This window comes from Specibacter sp. RAF43, from assembly GCF_052114065.1.
Lineage (GTDB): Bacteria > Actinomycetota > Actinomycetes > Actinomycetales > Micrococcaceae > Specibacter.
Genome location: NZ_JBFREA010000001.1, coordinates 1 through 23,323, shown reverse-complemented (window position 1 = coordinate 23,323; position 23,323 = coordinate 1). Strand labels below are relative to the sequence as shown.

At 63.4% G+C, this 23,323-nt stretch carries 19 protein-coding genes, 1 tRNA gene, 1 rRNA gene and 1 pseudogene; 11 read left to right on the top strand and 11 right to left on the bottom strand.

What is annotated here, in order from left to right; genetic code table 11:
- Positions 1 to 195 precede the first annotated feature (195 nt).
- Together AB4Y80_RS00110 and AB4Y80_RS00105 are read left to right on the top strand one after the other, a co-directional pair.
- Positions 196 to 708 carry an HNH endonuclease gene (locus tag AB4Y80_RS00110; protein ID WP_442211177.1) on the top strand — a complete coding sequence of 171 codons (513 nt, stop codon included), beginning with the start codon at positions 196 to 198 and terminating at the stop codon, positions 706 to 708.
- Positions 709 to 2,803: 2,095 nt separating this feature from the next.
- Positions 2,804 to 4,201: a hypothetical protein gene (locus tag AB4Y80_RS00105; RefSeq protein WP_442211176.1), complete on the top strand. Its 1,398-nt coding sequence runs from the start codon at positions 2,804 to 2,806 to the stop codon at positions 4,199 to 4,201.
- 7 nt (positions 4,202 to 4,208) lie between these two features.
- On the opposite strand, the gene AB4Y80_RS00100 is transcribed toward AB4Y80_RS00105, so the two are convergent.
- The gene (locus AB4Y80_RS00100; protein ID WP_442211175.1) at positions 4,209 to 4,718 is read right to left on the bottom strand and encodes a hypothetical protein; all 510 of its coding nucleotides are present in this window, start codon (positions 4,716 to 4,718) and stop codon (positions 4,209 to 4,211) included.
- 212 nt (positions 4,719 to 4,930) lie between these two features.
- Here AB4Y80_RS00100 and AB4Y80_RS00095 point away from each other — a divergent pair, with 212 nt between their 5' ends.
- Together AB4Y80_RS00095 and AB4Y80_RS00090 are read left to right on the top strand one after the other, a co-directional pair.
- A complete protein-coding gene (locus AB4Y80_RS00095) occupies positions 4,931 to 5,320 on the top strand; it encodes a hypothetical protein (protein ID WP_442211174.1) in 390 nt (129 codons plus the stop codon).
- Positions 5,307 to 5,768, top strand: a complete 462-nt coding sequence (locus AB4Y80_RS00090; RefSeq protein ID WP_442211173.1) for a helix-turn-helix domain-containing protein — start codon at positions 5,307 to 5,309, stop codon at positions 5,766 to 5,768. The genes AB4Y80_RS00095 and AB4Y80_RS00090 overlap by 14 nt, the downstream gene beginning before the upstream one ends.
- Here the strand turns inward: AB4Y80_RS00090 and AB4Y80_RS00085 are convergent.
- Both AB4Y80_RS00085 and AB4Y80_RS00080 read right to left on the bottom strand, forming a co-directional pair.
- Positions 5,722 to 7,557, bottom strand: coding sequence for a DNA polymerase (locus tag AB4Y80_RS00085; RefSeq protein ID WP_442211172.1), 1,836 nt, complete (start codon positions 7,555 to 7,557; stop codon positions 5,722 to 5,724). The two genes, AB4Y80_RS00090 and AB4Y80_RS00085, sit on opposite strands and share 47 nt — an antisense overlap.
- Positions 7,558 to 7,650: 93 nt before the next feature.
- Positions 7,651 to 10,488, bottom strand: coding sequence for a hypothetical protein (locus AB4Y80_RS00080; protein WP_442211171.1), 2,838 nt, complete (start codon positions 10,486 to 10,488; stop codon positions 7,651 to 7,653).
- Here AB4Y80_RS00080 and AB4Y80_RS00075 point away from each other — a divergent pair.
- The gene (locus tag AB4Y80_RS00075; RefSeq protein ID WP_442211170.1) at positions 10,482 to 11,273 is read left to right on the top strand and encodes a helix-turn-helix domain-containing protein; all 792 of its coding nucleotides are present in this window, start codon (positions 10,482 to 10,484) and stop codon (positions 11,271 to 11,273) included. The genes AB4Y80_RS00080 and AB4Y80_RS00075 overlap by 7 nt on opposite strands.
- Here AB4Y80_RS00075 and AB4Y80_RS00070 read toward each other — a convergent pair.
- On the bottom strand, positions 11,241 to 11,558 hold the full coding sequence (locus AB4Y80_RS00070) for a hypothetical protein (protein WP_442211169.1): 318 nt from the start codon (positions 11,556 to 11,558) through the stop codon (positions 11,241 to 11,243). The genes AB4Y80_RS00075 and AB4Y80_RS00070 overlap by 33 nt on opposite strands.
- Positions 11,559 to 12,030: 472 nt before the next feature.
- On the opposite strand from AB4Y80_RS00070, the gene AB4Y80_RS00065 reads away from it, so the two are divergent.
- Entirely contained in the window at positions 12,031 to 12,327 is a 297-nt protein-coding gene (locus AB4Y80_RS00065) for a hypothetical protein (protein ID WP_442211168.1), read from the top strand.
- 347 nt (positions 12,328 to 12,674) lie between these two features.
- Positions 12,675 to 12,875, top strand: a pseudogene (locus AB4Y80_RS00060) (IS3 family transposase); the annotation flags it as partial.
- A gap of 227 nt (positions 12,876 to 13,102) precedes the next feature.
- Here the strand turns inward: AB4Y80_RS00060 and AB4Y80_RS00055 are convergent.
- The 4 genes from AB4Y80_RS00055 to AB4Y80_RS00040 form a co-directional block, all read right to left on the bottom strand.
- Entirely contained in the window at positions 13,103 to 14,344 is a 1,242-nt protein-coding gene (locus AB4Y80_RS00055; RefSeq protein ID WP_442211167.1) for a tyrosine-type recombinase/integrase, read from the bottom strand.
- A complete protein-coding gene (locus tag AB4Y80_RS00050) occupies positions 14,344 to 14,541 on the bottom strand; it encodes a helix-turn-helix transcriptional regulator (RefSeq protein WP_442211166.1) in 198 nt (65 codons plus the stop codon). Before AB4Y80_RS00050 ends, AB4Y80_RS00055 begins: the two co-directional genes overlap by 1 nt.
- Positions 14,542 to 14,703: 162 nt before the next feature.
- Positions 14,704 to 14,777 (bottom strand) — tRNA-Thr (locus AB4Y80_RS00045).
- A gap of 92 nt (positions 14,778 to 14,869) precedes the next feature.
- Positions 14,870 to 15,766, bottom strand: coding sequence for a DsbA family protein (locus AB4Y80_RS00040; protein ID WP_442211165.1), 897 nt, complete (start codon positions 15,764 to 15,766; stop codon positions 14,870 to 14,872).
- Positions 15,767 to 15,976: 210 nt separating this feature from the next.
- On the opposite strand from AB4Y80_RS00040, the gene AB4Y80_RS00035 reads away from it, so the two are divergent.
- The 4 genes from AB4Y80_RS00035 to AB4Y80_RS00020 all read left to right on the top strand — a co-directional run bounded on the left by AB4Y80_RS00035 (position 15,977) and on the right by AB4Y80_RS00020 (position 20,969).
- A complete protein-coding gene (locus AB4Y80_RS00035) occupies positions 15,977 to 17,455 on the top strand; it encodes an alpha,alpha-trehalose-phosphate synthase (UDP-forming) (RefSeq protein ID WP_442211164.1) in 1,479 nt (492 codons plus the stop codon).
- Entirely contained in the window at positions 17,448 to 18,242 is a 795-nt protein-coding gene (otsB, locus tag AB4Y80_RS00030) for a trehalose-phosphatase (RefSeq protein ID WP_442211163.1), read from the top strand. The genes AB4Y80_RS00035 and otsB overlap by 8 nt, the downstream gene beginning before the upstream one ends.
- Positions 18,243 to 18,403: 161 nt before the next feature.
- Positions 18,404 to 19,513 (top strand): ABC transporter ATP-binding protein, encoded by a 1,110-nt coding sequence (locus AB4Y80_RS00025; protein ID WP_442211162.1) that lies wholly within the window; start codon positions 18,404 to 18,406, stop codon positions 19,511 to 19,513.
- Positions 19,514 to 19,601: 88 nt separating this feature from the next.
- Positions 19,602 to 20,969, top strand: coding sequence for a DUF4032 domain-containing protein (locus AB4Y80_RS00020; RefSeq protein ID WP_442211161.1), 1,368 nt, complete (start codon positions 19,602 to 19,604; stop codon positions 20,967 to 20,969).
- A 31-nt stretch (positions 20,970 to 21,000) separates the two neighbouring features.
- On the opposite strand, the gene AB4Y80_RS00015 is transcribed toward AB4Y80_RS00020, so the two are convergent.
- The 3 genes from AB4Y80_RS00015 to rrf all read right to left on the bottom strand — a co-directional run.
- On the bottom strand, positions 21,001 to 21,600 hold the full coding sequence (locus AB4Y80_RS00015) for a hypothetical protein (RefSeq protein ID WP_442211160.1): 600 nt from the start codon (positions 21,598 to 21,600) through the stop codon (positions 21,001 to 21,003).
- 98 nt (positions 21,601 to 21,698) lie between these two features.
- Positions 21,699 to 23,081, bottom strand: coding sequence for an FAD-binding oxidoreductase (locus AB4Y80_RS00010; protein ID WP_442211159.1), 1,383 nt, complete (start codon positions 23,079 to 23,081; stop codon positions 21,699 to 21,701).
- A gap of 145 nt (positions 23,082 to 23,226) precedes the next feature.
- A 5S ribosomal RNA gene (gene rrf / locus AB4Y80_RS00005) occupies positions 23,227 to 23,323 on the bottom strand; the annotation flags it as partial.

The following is a 23,323-nucleotide window of genomic DNA, read 5'->3' as shown; positions in this document are numbered from 1 at the left end:
ATCTGGACGTTGGTATGAGTGTTCTGAAGCGCGATGGCGAGACGCTTCACCTCCACAAGCTCATACGCCTATCGGTTGGCCTGCCGGCGGTCTTCCTGCTGCAGGTTCGCATCGACGACCCGGCCGTCCCTACATTGCGGTGCACTAGCCGCGTCGTTGAGATTCTCCCGCTTGCCGAGAACGAAGTAGTTGCCCATGACCACAGCCGAGGAATTCTACATCCACTACACGCAGTCAGGCGCTGCGGGCTGGTTCAAGCGCCTCGGGCCCTTGAGGCAAGCCATAATTCGATGCGATGGCCCCGCGGTCCTGGAGATCCTGAAGTCCCGCTGTGAGATCGAAACCCAAGATCTTGGCGGATGCTGGATCTGGGTAGGGGCTAAACGATCGGGCTACGGCTTCATCGGCCGGGGACCTACCAACCGGCTCGCCCACAGGGTCGCCTACGAGGCGGCACGCTCGTTCACCGAGGAGCTCGGTTCTCTCACCGTTCATCATAAATGCGGACGGCGCCTGTGCATTAACCCTCAACATCTGGCAGTGGCGACGCATTTGGAAAACACCGCTGAGATGTTTGGTCGGCAGGCCTTCAAAGCTAGAATTTCTGCGCTGGAGGAGGCCCTCCTGCTGCTCGATCCAAACCACCCGCTACTGAAAAGGTTGCCCAAACCGCTCCCGCCGGACGCGACGTTCCCGACAGTGGAATAGTAACCGTGCTACTCCTGGCTCCCCAAGTGGGGGGCCGGGTGATGCCCTAAGGCTCATGGGACCGGCCAGCCGACGCTGGATCGACGGTAGGACGCTTTCTGGCGTCGCTCCTTTGGAAAGCCAACGAAAAGGGACCGCCCTAGCGGCCTATTGCGCGGGGCGGTCCCTTGGCACGAGATCGGGAAACCGAACTAGGAGCCGAAGGCTGCGGCGCCCTGGCAAGCCCTCGGCCACGCTGGGTTTCCAGTCTCTGGACGGTGAGCCCGCACAGAGCGACACTGGGTTGGGGACTGAGGTGAAAGGAGCAATGGATGATGAGAATTCAGGATTTTGACCGCGGGCACGAAGGGTCCATGGCCGAAAGCGGTGCTGCGCGCCCGACAGAAGACGCCACCTTCGCTCCGAAGACGAGGCACCGCACGGCTTCGTATGACCGCGGAGTACAAATCGCGGCCGCCCGTCTGCGACTCGTCACGGACCGCCAGCTTGGTTTGGAGACACCCGCATGGGTCAAGGAACTCGCCGCAGAGGAAGACCGCGATCGCGGGTCCTAGGTGGTGCGGCCTCTGGTAATGCTCGGAGCGCATTCCGCGAATAATCGCTTTTCCTTAGCTATAGTTTTCTGGGCTCCAGTTTGGTCCGCCACCGCAGTTGATCGCTGATGCACATGGCTCCAGCCGGTCAGGCCCCTCCAGGCTCACGATCTCACTCAGGCGCCATTTTTCCCGTGCTACCCATAGTGGTAAGGCGGTGTGTTGGGAGGCGGTAGCCCTGGACTGGCCGTGAAGAGTCTCAGCCCTCGAGGAAATGATGGAAGTGTTCGGACAGGCATATTGAGAGGGCTCGGGACTTCGCTCCTCGCCCTTCATGTTTCCCGATTCGCTGGTCATCCTGCTCGTCGTCTCGTTTCACCACGGGGTGGTTGTTCTTTCAGTTACTGGCCTGCGGCGGGCTGCCTCGGGCACGCGGCGCGGCATGCTGTTCGCCGCGTGAGCATTTGGTTGACGTTTTGTGGTTCGTGCTTCGCGACGCTCAAGGCCCGTTCAGTTTTTCTGTAGCCTCTGGCGCGATCGTCGTTCTGTTTCGCTAGCCGATGCGCGGCCGTCATTGTGGTGTGTCCGTTGCGCAGATGCTGCGTCCTCCCCGGTTTCCCCGTCCGACGTTTCCTCGCCACGTTCATCGTCATGATGATGGGGCTGCGCCCCGGGCCGGGGCTCTTCCGCGAGTGTGTGAGGTTGGGCGGTGTCGCCTGCGGCGCCCGAAAGCGGTTCGCATCCGCGGTACTCACCGAAAGCTCCTCAGCGGCTGCTCCGCCGTCAGGTCGACGGCTCGCCTGCGGGTCGGACAACAGAGTGGAAAGCATGCGCTCCGCGCTTATGGCCTCCACGTCGAAAAAGCGGAGCAGGCTGCGACTCGTCCAAGGAAAAGGACGTTGAGACGCAGCTCGTCTATCAAGTCGGTGCATCTAAATAGAAAATGTGACGGTCCCGCTTTTTGCGCCGCAGGCACCATCACCAAGATCGAAAACTTACTTAGACCTATGAGCTCCGCACCACCTCCGGCGGCCGCAGGCCAAATCCAGCCAAACCAATGGCGCCCCACAAAACAACCCAAAGTGGCGCCCACTGCCGCCGCGCGCGACAGCGGAGACTCGGTCCTGGCGCTGAAGCCTCCAAATGTTCCGATGTCTCGAAGAAACAGCCGCGTCCAAGAAGACTTGGTACCAAAGCCACGTGAACTTCACAGTGGCACAAAGAGCGCAAGTTCGTTGCATTCAGGCATGTCCCTGTCCGCACATCGAGTTTATAGAGGGGAAGCCCGCCGACAATTCGGACGCGAGGTGGGGGATTCGCGGCTTCCTGCAGAATTTTCCGTTGCGAAAAAAGCCCTGAATCCGGCCACTCCAGTCTGCGGCCCCCAGACCGGCAATCTACGCATGTTTCAGAGTATGGAGCAGCAAACCTTTCGACTGGCCAGAGCCGTCACCCGTCGCACCCATGACCCGTGCAGCTACACACCGGTCCAGAAGCCCGAACTCCACTCTCATCCTGTGCAGTCGCGCAGGCCTACACTCACCAACAAGCAGGAGCCTACCGTGCTAATTGCCGCCCCCCAGCGACGGGTCATCGAAGACGCCTTTCACGCTGAGATGATCCCGTCGTCCTGCCCGGACGACGACCTTGCGATGCACAACCGCATCGACCCCTACTGGGATCCGCTGTGGGCGCCCGGATCAACGTCACTTTGGGCTACCGGCAACCTCGTTCGTGCAAGGAAGGAAGAAGGTTTGGGACGCACACGTGTCCGAAAGGTCATGACCGACTACGACGCGCTGAGGATCCTTACCTCCAACCGCGGCCGAGCAGATCGCCACACATCTTGGGCCGTCCTCCAGTCGTGGCGGACCACTTCGGCGGAACAGCTCGCCGCGTTCACTGGGTCTCGCTACTTCCTGAACCCTTCCTATTCCCAGATCCAAGCGTCGTTTGCACTCGGACTCATCGACATCGGAGTCTTCGCTAACTACGCCGCACCTTCTGCCGGAGCCAACCGGTACTCCCTATATCGCCCGAGCAACACCGACAGTTTCGAGAAACTCATCGAACCTAACCTCACCGGGCCTGAGCTCCTGTCCATTACCGGAGGCCAGCCGTGGTCCGGCGGTGGCCAGTACGACAGGCACAACCTGCTCGCCGCCGAGCTTGGCCTGCGCGCCGCGGAGTACCTGCCCATTGGAACAGTCATGGGCGAACAGCTTTCCTCCGTTGACCTACTCGCTGGCTCCGGCCTGGGCAAAAAGCTCCCCAAGGCCGACAACCGCCGCGCCGACGCGACAATCATCCGCGAAGACGGCATGCGCGTCGTACTAGAGCTGACAGCAACAGCGTCAGCGTCGTTCGAGTCCAAAGTCCGTCGCTGGGCCGAACTGATTGCCGCTCGTCCCCTTGAAACCTCCGGGCTCACCGTCGTATTCATCGCCGCCCCGCACCCGGACCGCCCACGCCACACCAGCTCCGATCCACGCCACGCGATCTATAAGACGGTCGCCCAAGTTCTTAAGGGATTCCCCGGCCGGGGCCAAGACTCCCCCGCCGCCCGCATCGGCATCGCTCACTGGGAAACGTGGTTTCCTGGGCGCCACCTGATGAGCGAACCATTCCTCAACTTGGAAGCCGACTTCGCCATCAACGACGCCACCGGACCGGACCGGTGGGCCAAGCGCGGAATGCTCACCGATTACGCCTTCCAGCCCTGGCATACCTTCGACGCGACAGCCGTCCTTGAGAACTCTAAGCTGCTCGCCGCGACCCCGTACTGGATGCGCAAAGGCGACCACACAGCAATGATCGGCTCGCCGATGGACCGGGCCGGCGTTGACGTCCCGCACCCGGCGCCGGCCAAACCCCACCTGGCCAAGGGCCGGCCGCTGGGTGCCGCGATCGGTAACGGCGGCGACGCGAAACTCCCCGCCCGACTTCGCATCGACTGGTGATGGGTCGTCAGAGCCAGGGTCGTTCACGCTGCTTGCCGGACTCGTCGAGTGTGATCCAAACTCCCACCGGCCCAAACACATACGGCGTGGGTCCCAGCGCGATGACAGCGCCGAAGCAGTACGAGGACCGCCCGATCCACCACTTGACCTTTCTGTGGTCTCTGTAGTTGATGTGGCCTTGGCTGAGCACATTCTTGAACTCAACGATCATCAGATTGTGCTCGCGCCCGTCTTCTCCGCGATGGTGTACTGCGATGTCCGGCGTTCCATAACCGCTGCGGTTCTCCGCTTGCGCCTTCGGATCTCGATTGACGCCTACCCGGTTCCATTCAAGGTCGATGTGCCAGCCGCCACGATATGGGTCACTCTCGTACAGTGCCCGAAATATTTGTCCCACCCGGGCACGCTCGCCGACGCCCAACTCCCAAAGTTCCGGCTGTTCTTGGTGCACTCGATCGATGGCATCGCGTAACCAGCCACTGACGATCTTTTCCCTGCCGCTTCCGGATGGGTCCATGGCTCTAGCCTAACCATCAGAATCTGGTTCTCACTGAAAGCAGGCACGCCTATGACCCCGTTGCCGACGTAAGTTTCGGGGTGCTGTCTTAGACAGCACCCGCAAGAGGTAAAACGACGACCGGATGGCCTTGGCTCACGTAGGAAACTCCTCGGCGCCGGCCTCGTCCTTCTCAGCCTCTAGTCCTTCGTCCGGATGATCCGGAACTTCTGATGAACGGCATCTGCTGCCGCGCGGCCAGCGGGCTCGAGGATTCTTCCCGGGCGGTGGACGAGGGCGTCGCGAAGATCGGAGCCAAGGGCGAGCAGAAGACCGAGACGCTGCTGAACGGTTTCGCCGAGAAGACTGCCGTCCTGCACGACCTGCGGACCCCGCTCCCAGGCTTCAAAGCCAACATCGACCGCGACGTCGACTCGAGCAGGTCGGTGCTGCCGACCGACTCCAAGATGTGGGCCCGTCGCGGGTATCACGTGATCGTGGGACGGCAACAGCCCCCAGCCCCCGCGGGGCCAGGCCTACAAACCATGCTGGCTGCCACTGGGCGGGGCGGTGCAGTACTACGGAAATATTCGGCCGTAAACTGTGCTTATGACTGTACTTGAGCAACTGACCGCGCGGGTTTATGTCGCACAGGCTGAGGAGAGGGCCGCGCAGCAGCGAACCAATGCCGCGCTGCTGGCCCTCAAAGAAGTAGTGACCTGGTCTCAGATGGAGGAACTAACGGGGTTAACCCGCCACCAACTGCAGTACCGCCTATACAAGGACACCTTTGACTCGATCAAGCGCCGACTCCTGACGGACGACGAGAAGAAGGAACGCAAGGCGATCCGGGAGTACCCTCGGCGCAAAGACGACGGTCCGGGCGTGGGTCCTGCCGAAGCGGCTCGCCTTCTTGGCGTATCCCGGACGACTGTGTACGGGCTTCTGGATCGGGACGAACTCGTGACCGTCACGGACGAAAAGGGCCGACGGCGTGTGGCTACGGGCCCTGATGGGAAGCCACTCAGGCGTGCCCCAGCCGGGGCCCAAGAATCACCGGCGTCCCAGTAATCGGAACCCCGGCCATCTCTGTGGTCATTGCATCGCCGAGTACCTGCAAGGCGTTTTGCTCCAGCCCAGCCGGTACTTGCACAACCAGCTCGTCGTGGACGGGCAAATAGAGCGCATCCCGAGGGAGCCCGGCTGCGACGCGGAGAGTGATTTGTTTGAACAGATCCGCGGCGGTGCCCTGAACTGTCCAGTTCACCATACGGTAGGGCTTGTCCCTAGTCTCAGCGAGAGGACGGCCGAAGAATGTGCTCATCGCATCGCCCCTCTTGGCTCGATACTTGACATCGTTGATCCAGCGGTTCATTGTCGGATATGCCCGACGCAGACTATTGATGACTTCCCGGGCGTCACTTGAGGTGATGCTGAGATTACGGGCAAGAGATGTGGGACCTTGACCGTAGATCATTGCCAGAAGTGCGGTCTTGGCGATCTTTCGTTCGGGGCTCCCGGCGTCTGACCTGGATTCGGCAATGATCCGTTCCCGGTTCTCTTCACCGTAAACGGCAACTGCAAGCTCAATGTAGACATCACCCATGACAGCTTCCATAAGCGCTTCGTCCTGACTCATGGCTGCGAGGACGCACGGTTCCACACGATTCAAGTCGCACCCTACGAGGACATGATTCTCCTCGGCCAGCAGTAGCTTCCGCAGTGCTGTCGGAATGTTTTGGATCGCTGGTTTCCCTATGGACATCCGGCCTGTGACCGCTCCGATGGCACGGATGGACGGGTAGATCCTCCCCCCTACCTGCCGCTCCATCAGTTCGCTAAGCTTGCTTGCTGTCTGCGCTACTTCCCTGATCGCTTTGAAGTCGGCCCAGTCCTCGGCGGCGTCGTTCGGGACAAAGGCTTGCTTATAGTGTTTGTGGCTCAGGGTGACTTTACCGTCCGGGTCCTGGATGCGGATGCCGCGCGACCTGATCCACTGCCTGGTGGCCTCAGAGTTAGCCGTTAGGTCCACCCCGTGCCGAAGTGCGCCCTCGTGCCTGCTTGTCTCAAGCCGCCCAAGCTGGTGGCCGAGTTCGGCCATATCCAGCCGGTAGCCGCGCGCGGCCGGCCAGCGCCACAGGTCCTCAATTCGGGTTTCCATCATTGCCGCTTTCCATTGCGCCGTGGCGGCGAGCACGGAGTCACCCGTTCGCGCTTCGGTGCTCTCGTCGCGCCAGTCTTCGACCAGGCGCGCACACTCGATGGCGTCAGTCGCAACATACTCGAGCAGGATCGGATCGTCGGCACCGAGGAGGGCAACCGCCCCGGGCAGCCAGGAGTGTTCGCTTCGCTCAAGCAGGGCACGACCACAACGTTGCATGTAGTGACCAGCAAGCCTGTTCAGGGCATCCTGAGTAGCTGGCCGCAGGTCTTTGAGGGAGCCGCGCTGTGTTGCGATAGTGTCTGGAGCCAGTGCCCGTGTGAGCACCAGGGAGCACCGCAGCTTGCGCAACCGCACTCGGTAGCGGGTAAAGACGGCGCCCGCGTCGTACGTCGCGTTGTGCGCCCAGATCTGACGGCCGCTTTTCACAGCCGCTGTGAGGCAGCCGACAACAAGCTCAGTGTCCGAACCATCGATGACAACCGCGTGCCCCGTGGAGGTGCCGAAACAAACTTGGCGGACATCGAAGTCGGTCGCGTGAAAATCCAAGCCGGTGGTTTCGGTGTCAAAGCCGAGTACGTCCGTCTTGTTGGCACGCAGCCAACGGTCGAACTCGTGGACCTCTGCGCCCGCGGGAAGGAACAACAGAGAGGCGACCCCCGTGCTGCGGTCCTGGGCGATAAGCGTTGCGTGGCTCAATGAAGGCCTTTCCATAACGAAGGAAGTGCTGCTGGTCGGTTTGGGAGCATCCGCTCTGTTCAGAGCCTCAGCCCGCCGGGTGTCGGGCATCAGTCATGCTGCTTCCAGATCGATAACTTCTGCGCGTTGATCGGCTGCGCCGTCATACGGGAGACCAGGCATGACCACCCGCGCTGGCGTAACCACAGGTGCAACGGCGACTGGTGTGGTCACGGCTGGCTTCGCCGGTTCGGAAGGTACTTCTGCTACCACGCCCCGCTCGCAGTTTGGATCGATCTCAGACAAAATCCGGAACCTGTTTCCCCGCTTGGGATCTTTCTTGAGGTCGAATTTCAGGACCTTGCCGTCAGAAAGCACGCTGGTCATCCGGCGCGCTGACAATGCCCTGCCCCACGTTTTTGCCTGGTTAGCATCAGCCACGCCCGCCGTCGGCAGCAGCACCACCGGCAGCTCGATGGGGCCGGAGCCGACCCGGGAAAACCTTTTGTGGGCATCCCTTGCTGTTGCCCATGTTTCTGTACCGTAAGACTTCAACCATGCCTCCATGATGGGGGCCCACTCGTCGCCCTCGTCGTCATTGGTCTCGACGAAGTCGCGGCGTCCGTCGTCGAAGACTTCTGCGGCGTTGCGGTCGCCTACCTTTACGTAAGACAGCGATGCGAGGACCACCGCGGTCCACTGTTCGAAGCCCCCGTAGTTCGTCGGGAGCTTACCCAGGGGCACTTTATGCTTTAGGCCATACGAGAGGATGGTGTGAAGAGCGGCCAGCAGCTTTGGACGGTTGGCTCGAACCCAACCGAGGAGATCGTCGTGGCGGAAACCAGAGCGTTCAAAGGCAAGGCCCGCGGTTTGGTTCACCATTCGGATGGAGATGTAGCGGCGGTTGCTGTCACCTCCGACTTCCGCGTTGTTGCCACAAATAGTTACAGTCATGGGTGTGATGACAGCTGTTCCTGAACGGCCCAGGATGCGTTTGCGGGTGCCGTCCTCAGCTGCGGTAATGACCTCCATTAGCGCCTTTGAGGTCACCTTTTCGCCGCGAGGAAGCTCATCGCAGTGCAAATGGCGGCCGCCCTCAAGGGCAGCGGCCACAATCGCCTTTTCCGTCTCAGCGTCAGTAGACCGGGAGTACCCGATACTGACGCACGCGGCGCTCCCGGTGCTGATGACGCGCATGATAACCGCGACGAAGGTCTTGCCCGTTCCGCGTTCGGATGCGTCCAGCAGCCACCCAGGAGCAGCCCCGTAAAGCGCGCGGCTCACCCCGGTCAGGAAATACGCGAGGGCCCGGACCTTGTCACCCTCAGTCTCGAAGGGGAAGTCGACCAGGACTTCATTGAAAATCAGGTCCGCCGCCGTCTGCACGTCGGTGATCGTTGGGCTCTCCGGCACTCGGTACATCTTCCAGAAGGCGCGCTCTCGGTGCGGAATTGCAATCAGTGCAGATTTCTCGGGGTGGTATCCGGGTGAGTTGACTGTGTCGCCGTTGGGCAGGATGACGGGTTCTGTCGCGGCGTGCCGCACCGATGTGAGGGCCGGGGGGATCCGGTCCGTCGGCAAGGCGGACTCTACAATGCTCGCCGGGAGGCTGTGCTGAAATTTCATTGCCTTGCTGACCCACCGAATCGGTTGGACCACGGAGAGGAGGAGGTTTTCGCGTTTCTGAGGTGTCCAACGAAGGAGCGCCTGCTCGGTGTCCAGGGAGACCGGCGCGATGTACTGCCCGTTTCGGGGATCCACAAGGGCCAACACGAAGGGAAGGTCCTTGGTCGTTGGATGCATTGCAGCCTGCAGAGCCTCCCCGATCTTGCGGCTGAGGTTTTGACTTGACGTGGCTTCCACGTCCACCTGCACGGGCCGCCGAACAGAGAACGGCCAAGGCGCATGGCGAACGGTCCCGTCCTTCTGCAGCTTCGCGAGCATCTTTTCGTAATCTCCGCCGAACTCGAGCGCAGCAAGGACATCGGAGGGACGGAGATGCTTTTCGGGCGTGAGAGGCGCGGCCGATGCTGCAGAGAAGGTCCACGCGGCACCTTCGTGCCGGCTGCCCCCCACTGCGACTTCAGCGGAGCCGTCCGGCTTGCTCAAACGCATGGTTCCGCCAGCGTCAGTCCTGTCCAGAACCCACCCGTGGCCCACGAGCATCGCAGCCAGCTGGCGGTCGGTGACAAGCTTGTTGTACTGGGCAAGCATCGAACGCGAGCGACCGTCCAACAGATCAACGGGCGACACGTAATCCGTTGTGGCCTCCGGACGATCCCCCACTTCACGCAACAGCTCGGAGAGGGCATTCAGCTCCCGGAAGGCAACAGTCGTCACTTGAACAGGACCGCCGTTTTGACGCGCGTAGGGCTTACCACTCGGGTGTGTCCTTCCGTAGGAGGGGGCGACGATTATCGACGCGTTCGAAACCAGCAATTCGGCATATGCCTTACCACCGCGCACGGCCGAGAGGCAGCCAGAGACCCCCGACAGCTGCTTGGCGTAATCCGTGTCCGGCGCGAGGATCCGAAAAAACCAGCGAACGCCGCCGGAAGGTGTCTCTTCTCTCCACCCTCCGTCCAAGCGCTGCATAAGGGGCTGCAGCCCAGCCCTGTCAATCGCCATCGTCCATTCAGCCATGAAGGCGGGGTCCGCAACGGCACGGCCTTCGAGTTCCAGGGCGGTCAAGATAAAGGTGTCAGGACGGGTCCCGTAAAGCGCTTTGCCGCCGGTAAAGACGGCCATGCCGGTTGCCTTGCCACTTGCAATCCTGCCCAAAGTGATGTCAGAGGTATCACGGATGGACTCGACGGAATCCATAAAGCCAGCTTTGTGCCCCGGCTTCTTATCGGCGACGACCTCGTGAATCAAAAAGCCGGCGCGCGTGAGTTCCCTTGCCGCAGTTTCCAACCCGACCGCTTCGTTGGCCACCGTTACGCTTCGTGCCACTTTGGGCCTTTCTCTCGAAATTTGTAATCCTAAAAGAGACTGTACAGTCGAATATTTCAAGTGTCCATTTCCGGGAAAACCGATCTCTCAGCCGCTCAAGTCATCGTGCCGGCCGCCCCAACATCACCTCCAGGGGTTTAGGGGGTTTGAGGGGTCAAACTACAGCAGAAAGGGCAAGGAACGGCTTTAGTAGATTCCGGTGTACTTTATGGTTAATATGTGCCGTCAATAAACCCCACAAACCCTCCAAACCCCACTCGCTGGACGCCTGTTTGCATCAACGCGCCCCTTGCGCACGGTGGCCCTTTACGAGTGGCGACACTCGCGTACTCAACCCTCGCTTACACTGGGAATTTTCGTCTACATCTTGTAAGGTTGAAGATGTGAAGACCACTAATCAGGACCCACGCCTCGCGGCTGTCGCTTCCGCCCTCGTACAGGCGGATGAAGCCAAGCTTGCTCTCTCCTCCGCCATCAAGTCGGCGGCGGCTTCAGGGCTGTCCTGCGCGAGAATTGCTGCTGGAGTCGGGCTCACCCGCAACCAGATTGAGTACCGCGGGTTCCAGGACATTTGGCCCTCTTTCCGAAACCGGCCCACCCTCAAGTCCCCACGAGAGACGGTTCCTCCCGGTGTCGTACGTCCGGCAGAGGCAGCCCGGATACTCCACGTCTCAAGGACCACGGTCTACGCCCGTCTTCGAACCGGCGCACTCCCTTCCTTCACGACCCAAGACGGACGGCAGATGGTTTACCTAGGCAGCCTGCAGTGCGGGGAGCAGAACTGAAAACGCTACCGCTGCTGCATTCTCCGAGGCACATACCAACTCCAGCACAGCACAGCAGGCGCCCAGCAGCTCTTCTTGGGTCAAGAGCATCTGCTCGTACGCGCCTACCTCTTTGCTCTCCAAACGCGCCAGTGCCGCGTCTCTGCGATTGCTAAGCTCCTCGATGTCCTGCTGGAGTTGGGCCATTTTTGTGGCGGCCGCGGCCGCTGATCGTTGTTCCATGGTTTCCCCTATGCGGCCCACCGGCTGGCAGATGTCAGGATTCGACAAATCAGACTCATCCACACAGGTCGCCATCCGTGGCTGTAAACCCCGAGCTCGATGCCCGCAGTTGGTTGTCCCTCTGCTCTTGCGTGGCAGTCCCGGGTGGCCCCATCTCCCTACGCTGGTGGAATGCACACATCTCGGCCTGTGGCCGTGTTTGGGGATTGGCACCGCGACCTTAGCTGGGCCCGACCGCGGTATGGTCAGCGGCACGCGAAGGAGCCCGTAGCGCGCCCCACGTTGGTGGCTTCGGATTGGACTGGCCGGTGCGAAGCGCGGACGCTACGAGTCCTAGCTGAACAAGTATCTGGAGGATCTTGGTGTCGTCCTCACAGTGTCAGGGGGCAATCATGATTGCTGGTCGACACTGGCTGCCTTACCAGTCGGCGCCGACGGCACGGCGACCTTCCGGCCCAATATCAAGGTCCTGCCCAGAGGTGGTCGCACCGTAGTGGAGGGTTTGACCGTTGGCGGCTTGCGTGGCGCCTTCAGCGTGGACTACGAGCACCGGACCGAGGGCAAGGACTGGTGGCCGGACGAGGAACCCACACTTGAGGAGGCTGAGAGGCTGGTTGCCAGCGGCCCGCTCGACATACTCATCACCCACGATGCCCCGGCAAGCGTCCCGGTGAAGGGGGACTTCCAGCTCCGCCCTGAACTGGCGGAGCGGGCCGATCGAACCCGGCTCCTGTTGCGTCAGGTAGTCGATACACTTGCAGTCCCACACGTCTTTTGTGGCCACTGGCATCAAAGACGGATCCACGAGTTGGTACATCCGGACGGCGTATGACGCGGGTGGACGTGCTCAACATGGAGAAGTCGCGTTCCGGCAACGGTGTTCTTGTTTGGCCCGGCGACAGCCCGCTTCTCGTCGAGCGGCTGTACATTGGTGCCAGCCAGGCCTAATGACGCTCATAGAAGGGGCGCTCTCCCCTGTTCGGCGGCCGACTCCGGGTTCAGGCACCAGGCCACCAATTCACGGGAGGTAGATGGCACTCCATGATCTCCGTCAAGCCGAATTCGGCTTAACACGGATCGCGGCAGCCCATATACCTCTGGTGACTTCCAAAAAATGGTCTGCCCGGAACAAAGTCACCCAATCCATTGGTGAGGTTGGGGGTGTGAGATAACGCGGTCGCAGAGTCGTTCTTCTCGCACCAGAAGACTGAGATGTACTACCACCATGACTTCGGCAACCGCATGGCTGCACGGACCGCGGCCATGGAATACATCGCGTCTTGGTCCAACCGGCGTCGGCCCCACTCCTACAACCAAGGACTACCACCGGTGAAGGCCTGGCCCAATACCAAAATCAGATCGACCACGCCGCAGCGTTAGAAGAAAAATCAATCAACGTCTCACAAACTTGTCGGGCGCAGCTCCCGGCGTTGACGTCCAGTAGGAGGTTGGAGGCGAGTACCTCGAGCTCGGTCTCGAAGGCGTCGATAAGTCAGCTCAGGCCATCCGCAAGGCATTAAACTTCTATGCCTCCCCCACAAACCAATGGCAAGCACCCCGCTGAACTCGGCGGCGTGCATCTTGGTTACTGGGAGGTGAGGGGTGGGCTAGGCGGTACTTGGCGCCAGACGCTGGAGTACTGTACGGTAGTCCTCCACCATAGACAGTCTCTCGATATAGTGCCGGTGCGTAATTTGGACACTTGTGTGACCGAGGAGGGATGCGGCGGCTCCGTCAGAAATCTCCCGTGCAAGCATGGTCGCTACGGTCCGCCGAAAGCTGTGAGGGGTGATGTTGACATCAATCTTGATGCCTGCGGTAGCCAGCGCGTCATTGAGTGACCGCCGGACCGAAGATGCCTGCAAGAAGGTCCCTTGGTTAGACCAAAACACAGCATCCACGGTGTTCTTCTCAGGTGAGGCGACACTTCGCCGAAGGAATATGTCGACCGCAAACCGAGGGATCGGTATCGTGCGGAAGCCCGCGCTCGTCTTCGGGTGGGCTTGGCGATACTTCGGACCAGTTCGTGGCTCGATCAGGGTGCCGGTGATGTGAATCTTGCCAACATCGCCAGTCAAGTCAACGTCGCTCCATCGCAGCGCCAGAATCTCCCCAATTCGACAGCCAGTCGCTAGCAATAGGTCAACGATATCTGCGAGGGTTCCTGCATTGGCTGGCCCATACAGACCTGGCTCCGCGCGCCAGGCGCGAACGGCATTCTGCACATCGGCAACGGTCGTATCACTGAGGGCTGTAGGAATGGAATTTTTCTTCGGAATCGGAGCGACGTTATTGACCGGGTTGTACTTGATGATGTCCTGCCGGGCTGCGTAGGTCAGGATGTGGCTGAGTACCACTTTTGCCAATCGGGCCGTACTCAAGCCGACGTCGCCCGTGTAGATTCCGTGCAAGAAGCGTTCACATTGGGCGGTGCCCAACATTGTGACTTTGGCCTGTCCGAGTGCTCCGTCTATGTCGCGGTAGTAGATCTGGTGGTATGAATCCCATGTCTGCCTGGTAAGGCGTGTGCGAATCTTTGGAGCAACCTGCGCACCACGCGCGTCGATGACAATCTCCGGTGGCTCAACGCTTTCGAGCCACAGCTCTGCGACGTCACGGACGCGGGCATCTGAGCTGAGGAACCGACCCTCCTCAAGCTTCTTGGCCACAGCGTCCTGCACAGCTTTGAGGGCAATCGCCTTCGTTCGGCCGCGTTTATCAATGACCGATGTCCTGCCGTCAAAATTCCCGAAGCGACACCAGCCGCGCCAGTTGCCGGCCTTCTCATCCTTCTTGGCGTTGGGAGCGGTCCATTCTCCTGGCGCAAGTGCTTTTCTTCCTGCCGCCATTACGCGGCAACTTCTTTGTTCGCGTGATACCAGGCGTAGAAGGCGGGCTCTTCGTATCGAATGAATCCGGAGATCTTCACAGCGGGCGGACCGACTCCGGAGCTGTGCCAGTTGGCCAGGGTCTTTGGTGTCGCATGCAGTAGTGCCGCAGCTTCTTCGCGGGTAAGCAATCGGACGGGTTCACAGTTGTTTTCCATGGTGATACCTATGCGGCTTGTGCCGCCACGGGCATCACCGGGATACGAGGTGAGGTTTTGATTACTCCTCAAAAGCGTGGAATAAGCGTGGAAACGGTCATATGAGGGCATAAAAATTCCCCGTCTGTATGGTGAAAATCCATACAAAACGGGGAATGTTTGGGCCCCCTGTCGGATTCGAACCGACGACCCCCGCTTTACAAGAGCGGTGCTCTGGCCAACTGAGCTAAGGAGGCAAACGCATTCAAGCGCTAGACAAGGCTACCGTAGGACCTTGCCGAAAATAAAAACCGGCCGCCCGTCCCCGAGCGGCCGGTTTCCACCCAATCTACTTCTTGGCGTTGATGATGGCCGTGGCGAAGTCGCCGAACTGGCCGTCCTGCCACTGCTTGCCGTCCACAAACACCGTGGGGGTGCCGGTCACGCCGTGGGCGATGGCGGAGGCGGTGGTGTACTTCACGTACGGGCGGTACGTCTTGGCGTCGACGCAGCTGCCAATGTCCTTGGCCCCGACGTCGGCGGCCATCTGCTTGAGCGTCGCGTTGTCCAGGCCCTTGCTGTTCTCGGCCGGCTGGTGGGTGAAGAGCGAATCGAAGTACGCCTTGTACTTCTCCGGTGACGTGCTGGCCACGCACGCGGCGGCCGCGCCGGCGCGCGAGGAGTAGTTGGTGCCGGAGGAGAACCGGTCCAGCAAGCCGGTGGGCCGGTATTCGACGGTGATCTTGCCGGCGTCCTGCCAGCCCTTCAGCTGCTCGCCGAACTGCTGCTCAAACGCTGCGCAATGCGGGCACATGAAGTCGATGTACATGACCACCTGGACGGGCTTACCGCTGGCCGAGGCCTGGATGCCGATCTTCTCCAGGTCAAAGGCCTTCGCCGGCGCCGCGGTCGGTGCCGCCGGCAAGGCCGTCACGTCAACGGTGGTTGCCGTCGTGGTCGGGGCGATCAACGCCCCGCCGGTACCGAACGTCACGCCGCCATACGCGTTGGTGTTGGCGGCCACCGGCCCCGAGTCGGCCACGGGCTCGTTGGTCTTTTGCGTCTGCAACACCACCAGCGCAATGATGACCACAATGACCACGGCGGCCGCCAAAACACCTCCCCGGATCAGCCAGCTGTTGCGCTTTTCCCGCTTCAGCTGTGCTTCGCGAATCAGCCTGGCCTTTTCCCGCGCCTGCGCGGTGCGGTCGGCCTTGGTGGGCCGGGGTTCGTTCTTGGGGCTCATAATTCCTCAGGTTTATGGGGCACGGTGAAACAACCGTGCGATGGCAACTCAAATCATCCTATTGGACAAACCTTGGAGGACGCTTGATGCTTCAACCGTTGCGGCTGTGGCGGCCCGCCCAAATGAAAGGAAATTTCCGCTCCGGACCGAATACGGCGCTCTTCGGCCCGATATGCTGGCATAAAGCCCCTTACTGATTCGGAGTTCCCATTGGCGCAAAAGTCGACGCAAGCCCGCAGCGAAGCGGCCGGAGCGTCGGAGCGCGTTCACGGCCATTCGGACTTCATCGTCGTCTCCAACCGGCTCCCGGTTGACCGGATCGTCGCCGAGGACGGCGACGTCGGCTGGCGACGCTCGCCCGGCGGCCTGGTCACGGCGCTGGCACCCGTCATGGCGACCCGGGAGGGAGCATGGGTGGGCTGGCACGGGGCCCCCGACGAGTGCCTGGAACCGTTCCACCACGCGAACATGGACCTCATCCCGGTCCCGCTCTCCAGCGACGAGGTGGAACTGTATTATGAAGGCTTCGCCAACTCCACCCTCTGGCCCCTCTACCACGACGTCATCGCCCCGCCGGAATTCCACCGCACCTGGTGGGACTCCTACCGCAAGGTCAACAAGCGCTTCGCGGAGGCGGTGGCCACCGCCGCGGCCAAGGAGGCCACCGTCTGGGTGCAGGACTACCAGCTCCAGCTGGTGCCGCGCTATCTGCGCCAGATGCGCCCGGACCTGCGCATCGGCTTCTTCAACCACATCCCGTTCCCGCCCCCGGAAATTTTTGCCCAGCTGCCCTGGCGCCAGGCCATCATCAACGGCCTCCTCGGCGCGGACCTCATCGGCTTCCAGCGCCCAAACGACACCGCGAACTTCCTGCGCTCCGCCCGCCGCTTCCTGGGCGCCAGCGTCAAGGCCAAGCAGGTCCACGTCACGGACTCCGGCGGCACCATCAGCCACATCGCCCGGGCCGAGCCCTTCCCCATCTCCATCGACGTCGGCGAGATCCAGGAACTGGCCGCCCGGCCGGACATCATCGCCCGGTCCAAGCAAATCCGCGAGGACCTGGGCAACCCCAAGACGGTCCTGCTCGGCGTGGACCGGCTGGACTACACCAAGGGCATCACGCACCGCCTGAAGGCCTACGGGGAACTCCTGCACGACGGCGTCATCAAGGTCGAGGACGCCGCCCTGATCCAGGTGGCCAGCCCCAGCCGCGAGCGCGTGGAAACGTACCGCCTGCTGCGCGAGGAGGTGGACGGGATGGTGGGCCGGATCAACGGCCAGTTCGACACCATCCAGAACACCGCCGTCCGCTACCTGCACCACAGCTACCCGGTGGAGGAGATGGTGGCCCTCTACCTGGCGGCGGACGTCATGCTGGTGACCGCCCTGCGCGACGGCATGAACCTGGTGGCCAAGGAATACGTGGCGGCCCGTTCCCGCAACACCGGGGCGCTGGTGCTCAGCGAGTTCACCGGCGCCGCCGACCAGCTCCGCCAGGCACTGCTGGTGAACCCGCATGACATCGACGGACTCAAGGCCACCATCACCCGCGCCATCAACCTGCCGCCGGTGGAGTCCAGCCGGCGGATGCGCGCCATGCGCCGGCAAATCCTGGCGCACGACGTCCAGCGCTGGAGCAGCGAATTCCTCACCACGCTGCAAAACAAGGCCGTCCGGGACGATGGCTGAAACCGGCCCGGCGGGTCCGGACGCCGGCCTGGACGCGGAGCTGGGCGCCGCCGTCGTCCGCGTCGCCCATACCGCGCACCTGCTGGTCGCCATGGACTTTGACGGGACCATGGCGCCGCTGGTCCCCCGGGCGGAGGACGCCCGCCCGCTGCCGGCCGCCGCCGCCGCGTTTGCCGGCCTTGCCGGCCTGGAACGCACGACGACGGCGCTCGTCTCCGGGCGCGCGCTGGCCAGTCTGCGTGCGGTCGCCGACCCGCCGGCGCGTTCCCTGCTGGTCGGCAGCCACGGTGCGGAGGTGTGGCTGGGGCCCGACTCCCCCGGCTTGGCCCTGACGGACGCCCAGCAGCAGACCCTGCGCCGGGCCCTGGCTGTGGTGCGCATGGTGGTGCTGCGGCACCCGGGGACGGTCCTGGAGGTCAAGCCGGCCGGCGTCGTGCTGCACTACCGGCAGGCGGCGCCCGGGCCGGCCGAGGCCGCCGTCGCCCAGGTGCGGGAACTGCTCGACGACGAGCCGGGCCTGCACTTCAGCACCGGAAAGATGGTGCTGGAACTGTCCGTGGTCAAGGCCAACAAGGGCGAGAGCCTGGAGCTGCTGCGCGCGGCCGCCGGCGCCACCGCCGTTGTCTTTGCCGGCGACGACGTCACCGACGAACACGGCTTCGCCGCCCTGGCGCCGGAGGACGTCGGCATCAAGGTCGGCGCCGGGGACACCGCCGCCCGGTTCCGCCTCGCCTCCCCCGCCCAGGTCCCGGCCCTGCTGGAATTGCTGCTCGCCGCCCGCCGCTGACCGGCCGCCCCCTCGCGAGACCGCATGGCGCACATGTGTCATACTTCATACATGGCCGCCGCTTTCCACCTTGGGTGACACTGCGGCCGGGATAACTGAAGAGAAAAACCATTCACAACGGATCGTTCGGCACGTACCTGCCGATGAAGGGATTAACTACTGTGGCTACAGTAACTTTTGACAACGCTACGCGTTTGTACCCGGGCACCACCAAGCCCGCTGTTGACAAGCTCAACATTGAAATCGCCGATGGCGAATTCCTCGTCCTCGTCGGCCCCTCCGGTTGCGGCAAGTCCACCTCCCTGCGCATGCTCGCCGGGCTGGAGGACGTCAACTCCGGGCGCATCCTCATCGGCGACCGCGACGTCACCGACGTGCCGCCCAAGGACCGCGACATCGCGATGGTCTTCCAGAACTATGCGCTGTACCCGCACATGTCCGTCGCCGACAACATGGGCTTTGCCCTGAAGATCGCCGGCATTCCCAAGGAGGAGCGCGCCACCCGCGTGAAGGAAGCCGCCAAGCTCCTGGACCTCGAGGCGTACCTGGACCGCAAGCCAAAGGCCCTCTCCGGCGGCCAGCGTCAGCGCGTTGCCATGGGCCGTGCCATCGTGCGCAACCCGCAGGTGTTCCTCATGGATGAGCCGTTGTCGAACCTGGACGCCAAGCTGCGCGTGCAGACCCGCACCCAGATCGCCTCCCTGACCCGCCGCCTGGGCGTCACCACCGTCTACGTCACGCACGACCAGGTCGAGGCCATGACCATGGGCGACCGCGTCGCCGTGCTCAAGGACGGCCTGCTCATGCAGGTGGACACCCCGCGCAACCTCTACGACACACCGCTAAACGTGTTCGTGGCCGGCTTCATCGGCTCCCCCGCCATGAACCTGCTCGAACTGCCCGTCGTGGACGGCGGCGTGAAGTTCGGCGGCTCCATCTACCCGGTCGGCAGGGACGTCCTCGGCGAGGCCGCCGGCAACACCGTCACCCTCGGCGTCCGCCCGGAAGACCTGGAAATTGTGGGCGCCGGCGAGGGCCTGGCCGTTGAGGCCGACGTCGTTGAGGAGTTGGGTGCCGATGCCTACGTCTACGGCCACACCGCCATCGACGGGGCCGAGCGCGACATGGTGGTACGCGTGGACGGCCGCCGCCCACCGCTGAAGGGCGACACCATCCACGTCCGCCCGCAGGTGGGCCACGTCCACCTCTTCGACGCCACGTCCGGCGCACGCCTGGGCCACGAGGCACCGAGCGTCAACCTGGACCAGTAGGCCTTCAACTGCGTGCCGGCGGCCCGGCGGTCGAGCCCGTCCCGACCCCCGGCCGCCGGCCTTTCACGCTTAAGGGAAGAAGTGGCCCATGACTGAGATGCCCGGCGCCCGGTGGACCGATGAACCGACCGACTACGACCAGCTCGGCAAGCTGCCCCGTGCGGCGGCCCCGCCGGCCAAGGTCCTGGGCTCGCTGAACATCACGGCGGCCACGACCGATCCCGGCCTGCTGGACCTGCCCTGGCACACCCGGCTGGAGGACTGGCCGGCGGCCAACCTGGCCGCACTGCCGCGCGGCATCTCCCGCCACGTGGTCCGCTTCGCCCACCTGGACGGATCGGTCATTGCCGTGAAGGAAACCTCCGAGCACGTGGCCCGGCACGAATACCACATGCTGCGCAAGCTGGAGCGGCTGGACGTCCCGTGCGTGGAGCCCGTGGCCGTGATCACCGGCCGCACCACCTCGGAGGGGGCCCCGCTGGATCCGGTGCTCGTGACCCGGCATTTGAAGTTCTCCCTGCCCTACCGGGCCCTGTTTTCGCAAAAGCTGCGCCGGGACACGCTCACCCGCCTGATCGACGCGCAGGCGCTGCTGCTGGTCCGCCTGCACCTGGTGGGCTTTTATTGGGGCGACGTCTCCTTGTCCAACACCTTGTTCCGGCGCGATGCCGGCGCGTTCGCCGCCTACCTGGTGGACGCCGAAACCGGGGAGCTGTACCCGGAACTGACCACGGGCCAGCGCGAATACGATCTGGAAATAGCGCGCGTGAACATTGCCGGGGAACTCATGGATCTCCTGGAGGGCGGACTGATCGAGGAAAAGGTTGACCCGGTGGCCACGAGCGAACTCATCATGGACAGCTACCGCCGCCTGTGGGCCGAGCTGACCGAAAAGGAATCCTTTGAGCTCGAGGACCGGTGGCGGGTGGGTGCGCGCATCCGGCGCCTGAACAAGCTGGGCTTTGATGTGGAGGAGTACGTCATCAAGACCACGCCGGACGGGTCCACCATCCAGCTCCAGCCCAAGGTGGTCGACGCCGGCCACCACCAGCGCCGCCTGTGGCGCCTGACCGGCATTGACGCCCAGGAAAACCAGGCCCGGCGCCTGCTTAACGACATGGACTCCTTCCGCGCCGATTCCACCCCGGTCGTGGAGGAGGAAATCAGCGCGCACAACTGGGTGAGGACCATCTTTGAGCCCATTGTCCGTGCCATCCCGCGCGAGCTGGGCGGGAAGCTGGAGCCGGCCGAGGTGGTGCACGAGGTCCTGGAACACCGCTGGTACATGTCCCAGCAGGAAGAGCGCAACGTGCCGCTGGCGGAGACCGTGCAATCCTATGTGGACAACATCCTGCGCTACCGCCGCGACGAGGCCGCCATCATGCTCAGCACCGACACCGCAACCATGGACCTGCTGGAAAGCGGCGTCGTCCCGAACAACGACTACGACGACTAGTCAGACCCGGCCATGAGGTTGGTGGCAGGCGTCAGTGGCGCTTGCCGCCGACGTGGTTGAGCGCGTAGATGCCGATCCCGCCGCCCACCAGGACCACCAGGCCCAGCCCCACCAGCACCCAGGCGCCCAGCCCGGGACCGCCGGACGCGCCGTCCGTCACCGACAACCCGGCCCCCGGCACGCTGGTTTCCGAAGCGGCGGCATTGTCCTCCTCCGCGGCGTCCGACGCCGTGGCCGTCTCGGTGGAGGTGTAGGTGGGCCACGGCGTTTCCGAGATGGTCGCCACCGGCGCCGTCGTCGCCGTGGCCGTGGGCTGCACCGGCGCCACGGTCTGCCGGACGGTGACCCGAGGCTGCGGCGCCGGCTTGGGCGGCGCCGGCGGAGTCGCAGACTTGGTGGGGGGCGGGGTCGCTTTGGTCTCCGTGGGCGTCGGGGCCGACGTCGTCGGGCCGGCCGTTGCCGTGGTCGTCACCTCCACGACCAGGTAGCTCAGGGCGCCCGCGGGCGCACGATCCTGGGCCTGCGCCGAAGTCCCCAGGGCCAGCGTGCCGCCCACCGCAAGGGTCGCCGCCGCCGCCACGGCCAACGACTTCAGGGCGAGGGCATGCCAAAGGGGGCGCATTGTGGTCATCATGAAATTCTTTCGAATAAGTGAGCCTGCCCGGAGCCGGGCCTATATTCCCCCAAAAGAATAATGCCGAAGTATTCCCGGATAATCAAGTGCGGCTCTTAGGCGATTGCTTTTCCGGGGTTGAGAATTCCCTGCGGGTCAAAAATTTTCTTGATGCGCCGCTGAATGTCCAGCACCGGCTCGGCCTGTTCGAGTGGCAGCCAGCGCAGCTTGTACTGTCCGATCCCGTGTTCGCCGGTGATGGTGCCCCCGAGCGCCAGGGCCGTGTCGATCGACTCGTCCAGGGCGGCATTCAAGGCCGCAACACTGACGTCGTCCGACTCCGGGACCCAGAAGGTGGGGTGCAGGTTGCCGTCGCCGGCGTGCGCCACGACGCGCACGCCCACGCCGTGGCGGGCCGCCGTCGCCTCCAGCGCCGTGATGTAGCGGACCAGCTGCGACCGCGGCACCGCCACATCCTCCCCAACGGTGGTTTCGGAGTCCACGTCCATGCCGCGACTGTGCCGGCGCAGGTCCACGAGCCGCTCGGCCTCCCGCGGGTCCTGCGCGTTGACGCTCCCGCCCAGCGCCGTCAGGGCCGCCGTGGCGATCCGGGCCTCATGCGCGGCGGCCAGCCCGTCGAACTGGGCCAAGAGCAACGCCGTGCCCCGTTCGGCCAGCCTGCTGCCATTGCGGAAATCAAGTTCCTGCAGCGAGGGCCCGTCCAGCAGCTCCAGGATGGACGGCTGCACGCGCGCGGCGCCCACGGCCAACACGCCGGCGGCGGCCGATTGCACATCGGGGAAGAATACGGCCAGGGTGCGGACCTCGACGGGGAGGTACTTCAGGCGCACCGTGGCCCCGACCACGATGCCCAACGTTCCTTCCGAACCGACGAACAGGCTCGTCAGATCGTACCCGGCCACCCCCTTGAAGGTGCGGTGGCCGGTCCGGATGAGTTCGCCGTCGGCCAGCACCACCTCCAGGGCCAGGACGGCGTCACGGGTGACCCCGTACTTGGCGCAGCGCAGCCCGCCGGCGTTGGTGGCCACGTTGCCCCCGATGGTGGACACCTTGTAGCTGGCGGGATCGGGCGCGTACATCAACCCGTGCTCGGCCGCCGCCGCGTTGAGGTCGGCATTGATCACCCCGGGCTCGACCCGTGCTATCTCATCCTGGACGTTCAATTCCAGGATCCGGTTCATCCGCTCCAGCGCCAGCACCACGCAGCCGGCCGTGGCATGCGCGCCGCCGGAGACTCCGGTCCCGGCGCCCCGGGGCACAATGGGCACCCCATGCCGGGCCGCCAGGCGCACCACGGCCTGCACGTCGGCCACCGATTCCGCCCACACCACCACCGCCGGTTCCTGGTAGTCCGTGACCGGCCCCTGGTCGACTGCGAAGTTCCTCAGATCGTGCGCCTCCACACTGATCTGCTCCGGCCGCAGCACGGCGGCAAGGTGCTCCAGTAACGTTGCGGCGGGGCGGGGCGTTGCTGACATGGCGGTCCGATCATTCCAGATGCGACTCCGCTCGCATAAAACGACCGGGCCTTCGGGCCTCCAGTCTAGAAGAACACTGCCGGCGCCCGGGTTGTTAAATGTGGGGAGGCCCCCACGGTGGTGGGGGCCTCGACCCTGGGGTGTTGTCCGGCGGTGTCCTACTCTCCCACATCCTCACGAATGCAGTACCATCGGCGCTGTGGGTCTTAGCTTCCGGGTTCGGGATGGGACCGGGCGTTTCC

What these genes read in the sequence shown, in the direction of transcription:
- AB4Y80_RS00110 (WP_442211177.1), top strand. Translation starts at nt 196, where the DNA reads ATGACCACAGCCGAGGAATTCTACATCCACTACACGCAGTCAGGCGCT.
- AB4Y80_RS00100 (WP_442211175.1), bottom strand. Translation starts at nt 4,718, where the DNA reads ATGGACCCATCCGGAAGCGGCAGGGAAAAGATCGTCAGTGGCTGGTTA.
- AB4Y80_RS00095 (WP_442211174.1), top strand. Translation starts at nt 4,931, where the DNA reads ATGAACGGCATCTGCTGCCGCGCGGCCAGCGGGCTCGAGGATTCTTCC.
- AB4Y80_RS00090 (WP_442211173.1), top strand. Translation starts at nt 5,307, where the DNA reads ATGACTGTACTTGAGCAACTGACCGCGCGGGTTTATGTCGCACAGGCT.
- AB4Y80_RS00055 (WP_442211167.1), bottom strand. Translation starts at nt 14,344, where the DNA reads ATGGCGGCAGGAAGAAAAGCACTTGCGCCAGGAGAATGGACCGCTCCC.
- AB4Y80_RS00050 (WP_442211166.1), bottom strand. Translation starts at nt 14,541, where the DNA reads ATGGAAAACAACTGTGAACCCGTCCGATTGCTTACCCGCGAAGAAGCT.
- AB4Y80_RS00040 (WP_442211165.1), bottom strand. Translation starts at nt 15,766, where the DNA reads ATGAGCCCCAAGAACGAACCCCGGCCCACCAAGGCCGACCGCACCGCG.
- otsB (WP_442211163.1), top strand. Translation starts at nt 17,448, where the DNA reads ATGGCTGAAACCGGCCCGGCGGGTCCGGACGCCGGCCTGGACGCGGAG.
- AB4Y80_RS00020 (WP_442211161.1), top strand. Translation starts at nt 19,602, where the DNA reads ATGACTGAGATGCCCGGCGCCCGGTGGACCGATGAACCGACCGACTAC.
- AB4Y80_RS00015 (WP_442211160.1), bottom strand. Translation starts at nt 21,600, where the DNA reads ATGACCACAATGCGCCCCCTTTGGCATGCCCTCGCCCTGAAGTCGTTG.
- AB4Y80_RS00010 (WP_442211159.1), bottom strand. Translation starts at nt 23,081, where the DNA reads ATGTCAGCAACGCCCCGCCCCGCCGCAACGTTACTGGAGCACCTTGCC.